Below are 13,797 nucleotides of genomic sequence, written 5' to 3'. Positions count from 1 at the left end.
AGGCCGGCCCTCGAAAAGAAAGGAGTGAGGAACAGATGCCCACCGATCTGATCACGCGTCCCCGTCTTGGGTGGCAGACCGCCTGAGATCCGGGAGGCGCACATGCTTTCTGGAGTTCCACATGTCCGATCTGCTGTTCCGTCCGCTCCAGGCGGACGAGTTCCCCCTGTTCCACCACTACGGTCCGGTGCCCGCCTCGGGAGTCGGCCTGCGTCCCCGGCCGTTCGAGGAGCTCGGCTACCGGTCGGGGTGGGTCTGGATCGCGTCGCGTGGCGACAAGGTGGTCGCGCGTGCGGCCTTCTGGGCCCCGGAGGGCTCCGACCGTCCGGCCTTTCTCGACTGGTTCGACCCCGGCCACGGTGACGACCGGGTCGAGACGGGCGCCGCCCTGCTGGAGGCCGCCCTCGCGGTGCTGATGTCCGAAGGGGACACCCGGCCCGAATACCACCTGTTCCTGCCCGTCGGCTGGCAGGAGCAGCCGGACGCGCTGGCGGACGCGACCGACCGGATCGACGCCGCCGAGCGGTTGGGCTGGCGCAGGACCGTCGAACGGCTCAACCTGCGCTGGCTTCCCGAGTACGGCCTGCCACCCAGGTCGGCCCGTCTCACCTTCACCCCGGCCGACGACGACGAGACCGTGCTCGGCCTGCTCGCCAGGGTCGCCGGGGCCAGTCTCGACTCCTGGGACCGGCGCACCAGCGCCGAGAAGGGGGCCGAGGCGACGGCGAGAGAGATCCTCACGGCGCTCGCGGGGTATCCCGGCGGGCGCTCCCGCTGGCGCCTGGCCCACGACGCGTCCGGAGCGCTGGTCGGCGTCGTGATGCCGACCCGTAACGACAGTTCGGCGACGGTCGGCTACGTCGGGGTCGATCCCGCGCACCGTGGCCACGGCTACTCCGGCGATCTGGTCACCGAGGCGCTGCACATCTTCGCCGCGGAGGGTGAGCCCCAGGTCTACGACAACACCGACCTGGGCAACGTCCCCATGGCCGCCTCGTTCGCCCGGCTGGGTTACCGCGTCACCGGCCACCGTATGGTGCTCACGTAGTTCCGGCCACGCCCGCGCCCTCTGGCCGTGATGTCGGAGATGACAGAGATGTCCAAGACGCTCGCGACGCCGGGGGATCGGTCAGAGGCCGGGCGAGGTGCGCGAAACCTTCACAATTCATCACAGGTGATCTGCACGCGGCCCCTTTACGCTGCGAGGCATGACATCCCCCCAACAACGCCGTGTCCTCGTGGTGGAGGACGACGAGACGATCGCGCGGGCCGTGGGGCACCGGCTGACGGCCGAGGGCTTCGACGTCCAGGTCGTGGGTGACGGGGAGGGGGCGCTCACGGCCTACGCCAGGGCCGGGGCCGACGTGGTGGTGCTCGACCGGCTGCTGCCCGGCCTCGACGGTCTGGAGGTCTGCCGCAGGATGCAGGCCGCCAGGCCGGTGCCCGTGCTCATGCTGACCGCACTGGGTGAGGAGACCGACCTGCTCGTCGGTCTCGGGGTCGGCGCGGACGACTACATGGCCAAGCCGTTCAGCATGCGTGAGCTGGTCGCGCGAGTGCACGCGCTGCTGCGCCGGGTGGAGCGGGCCTCCCAGCTCGCCGTCGAGGACACGGTCATCCGGGTCGGTGACGTCGAGATCGACACCGCGGAGCGGCGGGTCTACGTGCGGGGAGCGGAGGCGCAGCTCACCAGGACCGAGTTCGACCTGCTGTGCCGTCTCGCCGAGCGGCCGGGCCAGGTGTACGAACGTGAACGGCTGCTCGCCGACATCTGGGGGTTCTCCGAGGCGGCGGCCACCCGGACGGTCGACAGCCACGTGCGCGCGCTGCGCCGCAAACTCGGCCCCGGTGTGGTCAGGACCGTCCACGGAGTGGGCTACGCCCTCGTCCGTAACTGACCTGTTCCTCTTTCCGTACCGGAAATCCTCCGAACCGCCACCACTCGACCAACGGACGGGCCCCATTGAGACCCCTCGACTTCCTCGGCAGGATCAAGGTCAAGATCGGCATGGTCATGCTGCTGGCCGTCGCCGCGGCGTTCGTCGCCAACGAGGTCGGCATCAACGCCGGATATCCGCGCAACGTTCGTGTCGCGGTCGCCGTCGCGTTCGCCCTGGTCATGATGCAGTTGCTCGCCCGGGGGATGACCAAACCGCTGCGTGAGATGGCCGCCGCCGCGCAGACCATCGCCAAGGGCCGCTACGGTCTGCGCGTCGCCGCCACCTCACGTGACGAGGTCGGCGAACTCGCCCGTGCCTTCAACGCGATGGCGGCCGACCTCGGCGAGGTCGACCGGCAGCGGCGCGAGCTGGTCGCCAACGTCAGCCACGAGCTGCGCACACCGATCACCGCGCTCAGAGCGGTCCTGGAGAACGTGGTCGACGGTGTCTCGACGCCCGATCCCGTCACGCTGGGAACCGCCCTGTCCCAGACGGAACGGCTCGGCAGACTGGTCGCCCAGCTTCTCGACCTGTCCCGTCTCGACTCCGGGGCCAGGCCGATCGAGCTTGAGGAGGTCGAGCTCCGGCCGCTGTGCGAACAGGCGTTGCGTGAAGCCGTACTCGCCAGGGAGGGCGTCACCGCCCGCTGTGAGGTACCCGCGGGCCTGAGCGCCCGCGCCGATCCCGACCTGCTGGCGCAGGTACTGGCCAACCTGCTGGACAACGCGGTACGGCACAGCCCCGCGGGCGGGGTCGTGGTGCTCGGAGCCGCCCCACGGGAGCACGGCGTACGGCTGCGCGTGACCGACCAGGGGCCGGGCATCCCGCAGGAGGACCGGGCCCGGGCGTTCGAGCGCTTCTCCCGGCTGGACGCCGGGCGGGCGGCGGACGTGGGCGGCGCAGGCCTCGGGCTGGCCATCGTCAAGGAGATCGTCGAGCTGCACGGCGGCTCCATCCACGTCGAGGACGGCGGGGGCTGCCGTGTCGTGGTCGACCTTCCGGAAAGGAGCACGATGGACGTTCCTTCGGCCTCGACCCTCACCCGGGCGTCGCGCGGCCCGGCTGACGCCCCCGGCCTTACCGGTGCCACGGGGGGCGCCCGGCTCCCTCAGGGCACGGCGTCCGTCGAGAGATCTGGTCTTCGGAAGATCGAGGAATCCGAAACGCCCGACAACCTCGCCGAGGCGGAAGGGGAGGGTCCACGGCGCTCGGAGACGGCGGAGCCCACCGGGGGCTCGGGGGTTGAGGTGCTCCGGAAACACGGCGAGGCGGGGCAACCGGAGGACGGGAAAGCCGTGCCTTCCGCCGAGGGGACGGGGGCGCCAGGGATCACGGGGTCCGAGAAGTCCGACGGGCCCGCCCACCGGGCCGGGAGAACCGGTGAGAACGCGAAGCTCTCCGATGTCGTCGGGGGTGGTCCGGCCGGACCCGGGGAGAGCGCCGACGCGACCGGTTCCGCGCCGTATGTCGAAGGGGACGGTGAACCTTCCCGGAAGAACGAGCCCGGGGCGGCGGAGTCGTCGGCCCCGGACGGACCGCACCCGCACTCGGCGAACGGGCCGGTGGCGAGTGAGTCCTCAGCGCGCGGGGGGCCGGTGGGCGGGTCGTACTCGTCCTCGGCGCTCAGGCCGGTGGTGAGTGAATCCTCAGCGCGTGAGCAGCCGATGGCAGGCGGGTCACATCTGTCCTCAGAGCGGAGACCCGCGGTGGGCGGGCCGTATCGGTCCGCCGCGTGGGAGCCGGTGCCGGGGATCCCCCGTCGGTCCCGGCCGCCTCGCAACTGGGCGGGGGCGTTCGCCGGACTCATCGGCGGAGGAATCGCCGGACTGGTCTGCGGGGTGATCGCGGGGTTGATCATCGCCTCGATGAGCCCGCTGCTGGGGGCGCTGGCCGGTTTCCTGATCACCCTGGGTGGCGGGTTCGTCGGCACGGTGCTCGGGATCACCGACTCCTACGCCCGGGCCGCGGGAAGCCCGCCGGAGCGTCCCGTCATACCCGGGCCGGCGGGACACGGCGGCAAGCCGTGGGGTGTGCGAGAGACCGGGCCCGCGGGGGCGATCGGCGCGACGCGGGAAACCCCCGGTGGTGAGCGGGGGACGGGCTCCTCGGGAGTCGTCTCCGGAGGTTCCCCGGACAGCGCGCCGAAAGGTCTTCCGGGAGGCATGTCACAAAGTTCTCCCGGAGTTTTCGCGGAGAACGTCTCGGGAAGTCCCTTCGGAGGTCCTTCGGGAAAGGGTTCGGGAGGCTCTCCAGGAGGGGGCTCGGGAGGACTGCCGGGAAGTGCCTCGGGCGGGCCGCCGGGGGGATATGTGGCCCCGCCGTTGTTCCCCAGGCCCGAGCTGCCCGCCACCCCCCGCTGGATGCTCGCCGCCGGCGCCTGCGTCGGTCTCGTCGCGGCGCTGGCCCTGCCGTATAGCCGGGCCGGGCTGGGGTTCGTGCTCGTCGCCGTCGCCATGGGTGTGGCGGTTCTGCCGGTCGCCCGGCACCGGATCACACCGTGGTCGGCCGGGCTGGGGGTGGTCGCGTACGGACTCGTCACGGTCGCGGTGTTCAGGGACTCGGACTGGCTGGTCGCCTCGCTCCTGCTGGCCGGGTTCCTGCTGGCCGCCCTCGCCCTGTCGGGCGCGGGACGCGGCTGGCTCGGGGTGGCCAGGGGTGCAGCCTCGGTGCTGATCGCGCTGCCGCCCGTGCCGTGGTTCCTCGCGGAGCCGGTCAAGGGGGCGTCCCTGCGCAGACGAGTGGTGCCCGCGCTGGTCGGGATCGGGCTGAGTCTGGTGCTGGTGCTGCTGTTCGGCGGGCTGTTCGTCTCGGCGGACGCGGTCTTCGCCGACGCCGTCGAACGCGTTCTGCTGGCGCAGGACTGGGCGGCGTCGATGCCGGTGCGGATCGTGCTGTTCGCGGTCTTCGGAGTACTGGTCGCCGCGGCGGTGCTGGTCGGTCTGCGTCCCGTGGCCGAGCCGGGGGTTCCCACGCTGCGGCTCACCGTCGGCCGGAGCCTGTGGGTGCCTCCGCTGGTCGCTCTCAACCTGCTGTTCGCCGTGTTCGTGGGGATGCAGCTGACCGTGCTGTTCGGCAGCACCCGGTGGGTGGTCTCCGCCGTGGGACTGACCTACGCCGAGTACGCCAGGTCAGGGTTCTTCCAGCTCGTCATCGTCAGCGTGTTCGTGCTGGCCATCGTGGCGGTGGCCTCGGTCCTGGTCGATCTCAGGGGGCGTGAGAGGTGGCTGATGGCCGGGCTGCTCGGCCTGCTCTGCGCGCTGACCATGGTGGTCCTGGTCTCCGCGCTGCACCGCCTCGACCTCTACGTCGACGCCTACGGCTTCTCCCGGCTGCGGGCCTCGGTCGAGGCGGCGATCTGGTGGCTGGGCGCCGTCTTCGTGCTGGTCCTGGCCGCGGGGGCGGTACGGCTCACCCGGCGTGGCCGCGCGGGGTGGCTGCCCAGGGCGATGGTGATGATGACCGGGGTCGCGCTGCTGGCGTTCGCCGTGTGGAACCCCGACCTGCGGGTCGCCGAGACCCAGGTCGCCATCCGGGGCGTCGAACGGCTCGACCAGGCCTATCTTGGCGACCTCGGGGCGGAGGCCGTACCCGCGCTCGACCGGTTGCCCGAGCCGATGCGCAGCTGTGTGCTGCGGGACGTGGTCGCCGCCAACGACCTCGCGACCCCCGACCCGTGGAACGGATGGAACCTCGCCCGCCAGCGGGCCAGGGACCTGCTGGCCGAGCGCCCGGTGCTCTCCGGCCCCGCGTGCGCGACCACCCCTTCCCGGGGGCCGTACGACTGATTTCGGCTGATCTCGGTGGGGGCTCGCCGATCGGCTCCGGGGCCTTGGCGGCTTCCGGCGTCACGGTGAGTCACCCCCGGACGGCTGGAACGCTCGAAGATGCACGGAATCCCTCTTCAATGATTGAATCCGAGCATGTCCTTTGATGTGCTGATCAGAGACGGCTGGGTGTTGGACGGAACCGGTGCCCCGGCCTTTCTGGCGGACGTCGGGATCACCGGGAGCGAGATCACCGCGGTCGGCAGACTGACGGGGGCGGAGGCCGCGACGGTGGTCGACGCCTCGGGGCGCCACGTCATGCCCGGCCTGATCGACTGCCACGTCCACGGTGACGCCCTCGTCTTCGACCCGGAGGTGCAGCTCGCCGCGCTGCGCCAGGGCGTGACGACCTTCGTCCTCGGTCAGGACGGCCTGTCCTTCGCCCCCACCTCGACCCCCGAGGCCTTCGCCTACGCCACCCGCTACTTCGCCGCGGTCAACGGCGCCCACCCTCACGCGGACGGCCCGCTGAGCGTGGCGGAGCTGCTGGCGGGCTACGACGGGGCGAGCGCGCTCAACACCGTCTACCTGCTGCCGCACGGCACGATCCGCTACGACGTGATGGGCGCCGCGGAACGGGCCGCGTCGGCCGACGAGCTCGCCGCCATGCTCGCCCGGGTCGAGCGCGGCCTGTCCGAGGGGGCGGCCGGGCTCTCCACGGGCCTGGAGTACGCCCCGGGACGCTACGCGGACGCCGCCGAGCTGGCCGCGCTCTGCGCGCCCCTCGGTGCCCTGCCGTACGTCACGCACATGCGCGGCTACGGCGCCAAGGCCACGACCGGGATGACCGAGGTGACCGACATCGCCAGGCGTTCGGGCGCCGCCGTGCACGTCTCGCACTACCACGGTCCGGCGGCGACCCTGCTGCCGATGGTCGACCGGGCGCGCGACGAAGGACTCGACGTCACCTTCGACACCTATCCCTACCTGCGGGGCAGCACGATCCTGGCGATGGTCGCGCTGCCGTCGTGGATTCCGGCCGCCGACACGGACAGGGCGCTCAGCCTGCTGGAGTCCGAGCGGATCGAGTGGGACGAGACGATCTGGCCGAGGATCACCCTCTCGCACGTCCCGGGGGCCGAGTGGGCGGAGGGGCTGACGCTGCCCGAGGCGGCGGAGCGGGCCGGTTCGGAACCGGGTGAGTTCTGCCGCGAGATCCTGGTCGCGACCCGCCTTGAGGCGGGGTGCGTGATGGCCCGCCCCGACGAGGGACCGGAAGGGGAGGAGTCGGTCCGCGCGATCCTGCGGCATCCCGCCCACACCGGTGGCTCCGACGGCATCTACGTCGGAGGACACCCGCACCCCAGGGGCTACGGGGCCTTCGCCCGCATGCTCGGCCACCACGTCCGCGACACCGGTGACCTGACCCTGGAGCAGGCCGCCGTCCATCTCGCCTCCCACCCCGCCCGTCGCTTCGGCCTGACCGGCAGGGGCCTGATCCGCGCGGGCCAGGTGGCCGACGTCGTCGTTCTCGACGCCGCCCGCGTCCAGGACCTGGCCACCTACGCCGACCCCCGCGTCCCCGCGGCCGGTGTCGACGACGTCCTCGTCTCCGGAGTCGCGGTGCTCGCCGGAGGAACGCTCACCGGGGCCACCCCCGGAAGGGCGATCAGACCCTGACGGATAGGGTCCAGCAAGGGAAGCGAAGGGGGTAACACGTGAAGGGGATCGTCGATCCCGGTCGGGCGGTCGGGTCCTCACTGTTCGGGGGGGCCTTCAGCTTCCCCGTGATGGTGGCCAACCGTGACGCGCTCGAACACAACATCGCCACACTCGCGGGTTTCGCCGCCGACCACGGGTTGCTCCTCGCCCCGCACGCCAAGACGACCATGTCGCCGGAGCTGGTCAGAGCCCAGCTCGAGGCGGGCGCGTGGGCGCTGACGGTCGCGACCCCGAGCCAGGCGCTGACCCTGCGCGAGTTCGGCGTGTCACGCGTCCTCATCGCCAACCAGGTCTTCGACCCCGCGGGCCTCGACGCGATCGCCGCCCAGCTGGACCAGGACCCGTCGTTCGAGTTCCTCTGCTTCGCCGACTCGGTCGCCGGCGTCGAGACACTCTCCCGGCACGCGGGCGGCAGGCCGTTCCAGGTGCTGGTCGAGCTGGGACACGAGGGCGGCAGGGCGGGCTGCCGTACACTCTCCGACTTCCTTGAGGTCGCCGCGGCGGCCCAGGAGGCGTCCGGCGTCGAACTGGTGGGCGTCGCGGGCTACGAGGGCGGACTGGGGAACGCGCAGGAGGTGCGCGCCTACCTCGGCAGGCTGGTCGAGGCGCTGGAGCACCTGCGGGTACGCGACCCGATCCTGTCGGTCGGCGGCAGCCAGTGGTTCGACGTGATCGGCAGGGAGCTGGCCACCTGCCAGGCCAGGGTCGTACTGCGCAGCGGCGCCTACGTCTCCCACGACGACGGCTACTACCGCGAGCGCACGCCGTACAACCGGATCGAGGGGGAACTGCGGGCGGCGCTTGAGGTGTGGGCGTACGTGCTGAGTGTGCCCGAACCCGGTCTGGCCGTGGTGGGCTTCGGCAAGCGGGACGCCCCCTTCGACGAGGGGCTGCCGGTGCCCAAGGGGGCCGTCGAGGGCGCGACCGTGCTCAAGGTCCAGGACCAGCACGCGATCCTGCGGCTCACGCCGGGCTTGACGGTGAGGCCCGGAGACCTGGTCTCCTTCGGCATCTCCCACCCGTGCACCGCCTTCGACAAGTGGCGGGTCATCCCGGTCGTGGACGACGACCACACGGTCGTCGATCTGATCACGACCTATTTCTGACGTTCTGTCGTTGTCGTAGAGATTCTCCTAAGGAGTTGTGACATGAGTGGCAAGCAGGAACTGCGGACGGACGAGGGCGCCGCGCCGGTCGGGGCGTACTCACAGGGCCTCGTGGTCGGTGACTTCGTCTACACCTCCGGCGCGGGCCCGCTCGACCCCAAGACCGGTGAGGTCGTCGGCACCGACGTGGCCGAGCAGACCCACCAGGTGATGCGCAACCTCGGCGCGATCCTGGCGGCCCACGGTCTCGGGTTCGACGACGTGGTCAAGTCGACCGTCCACCTGCAGCACCTGAAGCGGGACTTCGCCGCCTACAACGAGGTGTACAAGTCGTATTTCACCCAGCCGTACCCGGTCCGTACGACCGTCGGCTCCGACTTGATGGACATCCTCGTCGAGATCGACTTCGTCGCTTACAAGGCACGTTAGAGTCTGACCGACTGCGTGGGAAGGCGGCGGTTTGGACAGCTCGCTATACGTCTACATCGAGGACGTACGGGGTGAGGGCCTTGAGGCGGTCCTCGACCGGGTCACCGGGTACGGCGTGGCGGGCGTGACCGTCGCCGCCGCCTATCACCGCGCTCGCGACGTCACCCCGCACGGCCGCTCCCGGGTGACCGTGCGTGACGACGGCGTCCACTTCCTTCCGCCGGCCGACCTGTTCGACGAGCTCCGCCTCGTCCCGCCAGTGCAGGCGGGTGCCGAGGAGGAGCCCTTGGCCGCGTTGCGTCTGGCCACCGCGGAGCGGGGCCTGAAGCTGCACGGCTGGACCGTCTTCTTGGAGAACACCACACTCGGCCTGGCCAACCCCGACGTCACCGTGCGCAACTGCTTCGGTGACCGGGGTTCGCCCGCCGAGCTGTGCCCCTCCAACCCCGACGTGCGCCGCTACGCGGTGGCGCTCGGCAGGGCCGTGGCCAGGCAGGGGGTGGACAGCGTGGTCGCCGAGGCGCTGCACTTCGGCACCTTCGGCTGCGGTTACCACAACGACCGCTGCTTCGTGCCGCTCGGGCCGATGGACGTCTTCCTTCTGGGCCTGTGCTTCTGCGACTTCTGCATCCGCCGCGCCGCGGACCTCGGTGTCAACGCGGAGGTCGCCAGGGAGGAGTGCGCCAGGATCGTGGGCGGTGTCCTCGACGGAGACCCGCCCGCGCAGGGCGAGGTGACCAGGGCGGCGCTGACCGCCTACGCGGGGCCCGAGGTCGTCTCCTACGCGCGGGCCCGCTCCGAGGTGGTGACCTCGCTGGTCTCCGAGGTCTCCGCCGCGGTCACCGCGGAGGGCACCAGGTTCGTCTTCCTCGACGCGACCGGCGCGGCGAAGGGCTACATGGACGGTCTTCCCCCTTCGGGGCTGTCCGCGCACGACTCCTGGCAGCTCGGCGTGGACCTGGTCGCCCTGGGCGACCTGGTCCCCTCGCTCGGCGTGCTCGCCTACGCCCGTGACGCCGAACGCGTCGCCGACGACGTGGTCGCCTATCGTCGTTCCACGGGCAAGGAGCTGCGGGCGGTGCTCCGGCCCGGAATGCCGGACACCGACTCGGCGGAACGGCTGGCCGCCAAGGTCAGGGCCGCCAAGGTCGCCGGGGCGGACGCGGTCGACTTCTACGCCTACGGGCTCATGCCGTACCCCATTCTCGACCGCATCCCCGCGGCCCTGTCCGGCTGACCGTCAACGGCGCTGTCACGTCGGCCGGTGGCGGGGAATCATCAGGGCGGGCACCAGGGCCACGGCGGTGATCACCAGAGTCCAGGTGAAGCCACCGGAGAAGGCGGCGGTGCCGTACGAACGGGCCAGTGCCTGCAGGACGACCGCGGTCACGGCGGCACCGAGCGCGCTGCCCACCCTGATCACGATCTGCGAGGCGGTCGCGGCGCCCGGAACGGCCGCCCTGGGCAGGGTGCGGTAGGCCGAGGCCATGATCGACGGGGTGACGAGGCCGTGCCCGAGGCCGATCACGAAGAGCGCGACGACCGACGGGCCGATCACGGCGCAGGCGAGGGTCCCGGCGAGCACGATCACGATGCCCGCGACCCCGGGCAGCCGGGCGCCGAGCCGGTCGGTGAGCCGTCCGGCCAGCGGCATGGTGACGATCGCGCCCACGCCCATCGGGGCGATCAGGAGGCCCGCGTCCAGCACGCCCGTTCCCGGGACGCTCTGCGAGTACAGCGGCACCAGCAGCAGCACGCCGAAGACCCCGACGGAGTAGAAGAACAGGGACGCCGCGGAGGTGGTCAGCCCTCTGTCACGGAAGAGACCCACGTCGATCAGGGCGCCGGTGCCCCGGCGCAGTGAGTGGGTGACGAAGGCCGTGACGAGCGCGGCGCCGAGGCCGAGCCCCAGGACCGCCCGCGTGCCGCCCGCCGTCTCACCGAACTGTGACAGCCCGTAGACCAGCGCGGCCAGCCCGGGGGACAGCAGCACCAGGCCGAGCAGGTCCAGCCGCCCGGTGTCGCGCTCCCGGTCACCGGGCAGCAGCCGTACGGCCAGCAGTAGGGCGGCCACGCACACCGGGACGTTGACGTAGAACATCCACCGCCAGCTCAGGTGGTCGACGAGCACCCCGCCGAGCAACGGCCCGAGCACCGGGGCGAGCATCGACGGGATCGAGATCACGGCCATCACCCGGCCCAGCCGTTCGGGGCCCGCGGCCCGGGCGAGCAGGGTCTGCGCGATCGGCATGAGCAGCCCGCCGCCGATCCCCTGGAGTACGCGGAAGGCGATCAGGGCGCCCACGGACCAGGCGGCCCCGCACAGGACCGACCCGGCTCCGAAGATGACGAGCGAGGCGATCCAGGTCGTCTTGGCGCCGAAGCGCCCGATGGCCCATCCGGTCACCGGGATCGTCATGGACAGTGCGAGCACGTAACCGGTGACCGTCCACTGGACGGTGCTGAGCGGGACACGCAGGTCACGGCCGAGAACGTCGATCGCGACGTTGACGATGGTCGCGTCCAGCATGGTCATGATCGTGCCGAGCACCACGGTGATGGAGACGGCGCGCAGGGCGGGGTCGGGTCGGGCTTGGGTGACGGTCATTCGGATCACCATTCCGTACGGCGTATCGGTTTTCCGTACAGCGTATCGCTCGTGCGCTACGCCGTACACTCGTCGGATGGGATCCGAACAGGCGCAGGGACCGGTCTGGGCGCGTGAGACGGCCGGGCGCCGTCCGAAACTGACCCGCGAGGCGATCGTGAGGACCGCGATCGAGGTCGCCGACGCCGAGGGGCTCGACGCCGTCTCCATCCGCAGGATCGCCACCGAACTCGGGGCGCGGGCGATGAGCCTCTACACCCATATCGGGCGCAAGGAGGACCTGCTCGACCTCATGGCCGACGAGACCAACGCGGAGATCCTGGTCGAGGGGGAACTGCCCGCCGACTGGCGCGAGGCGATCTCGGCCGTCGTACGGCGCACGCGGGAGACGATCCGGCGCCATCCCTGGCTGGTCGATCTCGTCGCCAGCCGTCCCCAGGTCGGCCCGAACGGCCTGCGGCACGGGGAGCAGTCGCTGGCCGCTCTCTCCGGGCTGCCGATCCCGCCCGAGCGGAAGTGGCGGATCATCGCCGCGGTCGACGACTACGCGCTGGGGTTCGTGATCAGGGAGACGCTGCGGGGGGAGGGGCGTAGCGGATACACCTGGACACCGCAGGAGCGTGAGGCCCTCATGCGGCCATATCTACGTGAGCTTCTCGAAAGCGGAGAGTTCCCCAATCTCGCGCCCCTGGTGAACGAGATCGCCCCCGGCCCCGTCGACCCCTCCGCGGCGGACGAGGACTTCGAGCGGGGCCTGCGCTGGATGCTGGACGGCATCGCCGGGGAACTCGCCCTTTAGCGCGTTCCGGTGGCTCCGTCAAGGATGACCGACACCGCCTGGGCGGCGAAGTCGTCATCGAGGGGAAGGCCGCGGAAGATCGTCCGAATCCACACCGCGCCCCCGAGCAGGTCCACGATCAGCAGCGGATCGGCCGTCTCCGGCAGCTCGCCGCGTCGCCGGGCACGGTCGAAGACCGCCTCCTCCCTGGTGAACCGGTCGGTGAAGAACCGCCGGACCGCCGTGGCCAGCTCGGGATGGTGCACGGCCGCGCCCAGCGTCGCCACCGCAACGTCCGAGCTGGGGGAGGTGGTCAGGAGCGCGGCCATCCCTCGCACCAGCTCCTCCAGGTCTCCCCTGAGGGTGCCGGTGTCCGGAGGGTCGAACAGGAGCAGGTCCGCCTGGGTGAGCGCGGCGGCGAGCAGGGCCGCCTTGGAGGGCCACCAGCGGTAGATGGTGGTCTTGTTGACGCCGGACCGCTCGGCCACCCCCTCGATGGTCAGTCCCTCGTATCCCCTCACGGTGAGCAGTTCGAGCGTCGCCTGGAAGATCTGCTGCTCCTTGCGCGGTGCCATACGCCGACTATAGCAACGCAACGGTGCGTTGTGTTTCAATGGGGTTGTTCATTCGACATGTCTGGAGATCTCCATGCAGCCGATCGTCTTCCTGCACGGCATCCGGGTCAGCGCGACCATGTGGGACCCCGTCATCGACCACCTCGACCGCCCCGCGAAGGCCGTCGACCTGCCGGGTCACGGCACCCGCGCGGGAGAGCCGTTCTCCATGGACGACGCGGTCTCCACGGTGTCCGCCGCGATCGACGCACTCGGCGGCAGAGCCGTCGTGGCGGGCCTGTCCCTGGGCGGCTACGTCGGAATGGCGACCGCCGAGCGCTTCCCCGACAAGGTCGCGGGCCTGGTGGCCATGGGCTGCACGTCCCGCAGCCGGTCGATGCTCGGGGTCTACCGGTTCGCCGCCGGGCTCGCCGCGAGGAACCCCTCCCGGGCCAACCGGATCAGCGAGTACGGCTTCCGCCGTTTCCTGCCCGGCCCCTCCGCCGCCGCGATGGTCGCCGGGGGGTTGTCGTGCGAGGTGCTGCCCCAGGTGGTCGAGGCCGTCTCCGCGCACGACCAGCTCGCCGCGCTGGCCGCCTACCCCGGCCGTGTGTGGCTGGTGAACGGCTCCCGCGACCCGTTCAGGGCCGACGAGCGCGACTTCCTGCGTGCCTGCCGCAACGGCAGGCTCATCCTGATCCCCGGGCGTGGCCACCTGGGTGTGCTGGCGGCCCCCGGCTCCCTGGCCCGCCTCGTCGACGACCTGTGCTCCCAGATCGAGCCGTGCTCCCCGGTGGGTTCGGGCGGTTAGCCCGAGCCGGGTCGTGCCTCCGGGCCGGGCCTGGTTTCCCGGGCTGAGCCGATCTCTCAGGCCGAGCGTCCGGTTCCTCGGATCA

Annotated in this window: 11 protein-coding genes; 9 read left to right on the top strand and 2 right to left on the bottom strand. The window is 71.4% G+C overall.

The features are described 5' to 3' along the window. Positions 1–121 precede the first annotated feature (121 nt). The 7 genes from ACFYY8_RS01585 to ACFYY8_RS01555 all read left to right on the top strand — a co-directional run bounded on the left by ACFYY8_RS01585 (position 122) and on the right by ACFYY8_RS01555 (position 10,198). The gene (locus ACFYY8_RS01585; RefSeq protein ID WP_390036051.1) at positions 122–1,048 is read left to right on the top strand and encodes a GNAT family N-acetyltransferase; all 927 of its coding nucleotides are present in this window, start codon (positions 122–124) and stop codon (positions 1,046–1,048) included. Between the two features lie 160 nt (positions 1,049–1,208). Further along, the gene (locus ACFYY8_RS01580) at positions 1,209–1,898 is read left to right on the top strand and encodes a response regulator transcription factor (protein WP_352009774.1); all 690 of its coding nucleotides are present in this window, start codon (positions 1,209–1,211) and stop codon (positions 1,896–1,898) included. 65 nt (positions 1,899–1,963) lie between these two features. Then, positions 1,964–5,725 (top strand): DUF4153 domain-containing protein, encoded by a 3,762-nt coding sequence (locus ACFYY8_RS01575; RefSeq protein WP_390036049.1) that lies wholly within the window; start codon positions 1,964–1,966, stop codon positions 5,723–5,725. Positions 5,726–5,860: 135 nt separating this feature from the next. Then, on the top strand, positions 5,861–7,384 hold the full coding sequence (locus ACFYY8_RS01570) for an amidohydrolase family protein (RefSeq protein WP_390036047.1): 1,524 nt from the start codon (positions 5,861–5,863) through the stop codon (positions 7,382–7,384). 38 nt (positions 7,385–7,422) lie between these two features. Continuing rightward, on the top strand, positions 7,423–8,532 hold the full coding sequence (locus ACFYY8_RS01565) for an alanine racemase (RefSeq protein WP_390036045.1): 1,110 nt from the start codon (positions 7,423–7,425) through the stop codon (positions 8,530–8,532). Between the two features lie 42 nt (positions 8,533–8,574). After that, positions 8,575–8,961 (top strand): Rid family detoxifying hydrolase, encoded by a 387-nt coding sequence (locus ACFYY8_RS01560; RefSeq protein WP_352009770.1) that lies wholly within the window; start codon positions 8,575–8,577, stop codon positions 8,959–8,961. Positions 8,962–8,992: 31 nt separating this feature from the next. Then, on the top strand, positions 8,993–10,198 hold the full coding sequence (locus tag ACFYY8_RS01555; RefSeq protein WP_390036042.1) for a hypothetical protein: 1,206 nt from the start codon (positions 8,993–8,995) through the stop codon (positions 10,196–10,198). A gap of 15 nt (positions 10,199–10,213) precedes the next feature. On the opposite strand, the gene ACFYY8_RS01550 is transcribed toward ACFYY8_RS01555, so the two are convergent. After that, positions 10,214–11,569, bottom strand: a complete 1,356-nt coding sequence (locus tag ACFYY8_RS01550) for a DHA2 family efflux MFS transporter permease subunit (protein WP_390036040.1) — start codon at positions 11,567–11,569, stop codon at positions 10,214–10,216. A 76-nt stretch (positions 11,570–11,645) separates the two neighbouring features. On the opposite strand from ACFYY8_RS01550, the gene ACFYY8_RS01545 reads away from it, so the two are divergent. Further along, positions 11,646–12,368 (top strand): TetR/AcrR family transcriptional regulator C-terminal domain-containing protein, encoded by a 723-nt coding sequence (locus ACFYY8_RS01545; RefSeq protein ID WP_390036038.1) that lies wholly within the window; start codon positions 11,646–11,648, stop codon positions 12,366–12,368. On the opposite strand, the gene ACFYY8_RS01540 is transcribed toward ACFYY8_RS01545, so the two are convergent. Further along, complete coding sequence (locus ACFYY8_RS01540) at positions 12,365–12,922, bottom strand: TetR/AcrR family transcriptional regulator (protein ID WP_390036036.1); 558 nt, start codon at positions 12,920–12,922, stop codon at positions 12,365–12,367. The two genes, ACFYY8_RS01545 and ACFYY8_RS01540, sit on opposite strands and share 4 nt — an antisense overlap. A 73-nt stretch (positions 12,923–12,995) precedes the next feature. Here ACFYY8_RS01540 and ACFYY8_RS01535 point away from each other — a divergent pair, with 73 nt between their 5' ends. After that, complete coding sequence (locus ACFYY8_RS01535; RefSeq protein ID WP_390036034.1) at positions 12,996–13,712, top strand: alpha/beta fold hydrolase; 717 nt, start codon at positions 12,996–12,998, stop codon at positions 13,710–13,712. Positions 13,713–13,797 lie beyond the last annotated feature (85 nt).

This window comes from Streptosporangium sp. NPDC001559 (assembly GCF_042893955.1).
Classification (GTDB): Bacteria; Actinomycetota; Actinomycetes; order Streptosporangiales; family Streptosporangiaceae; genus Streptosporangium.
This window is presented reverse-complemented; position numbering and strand designations above follow the sequence as displayed.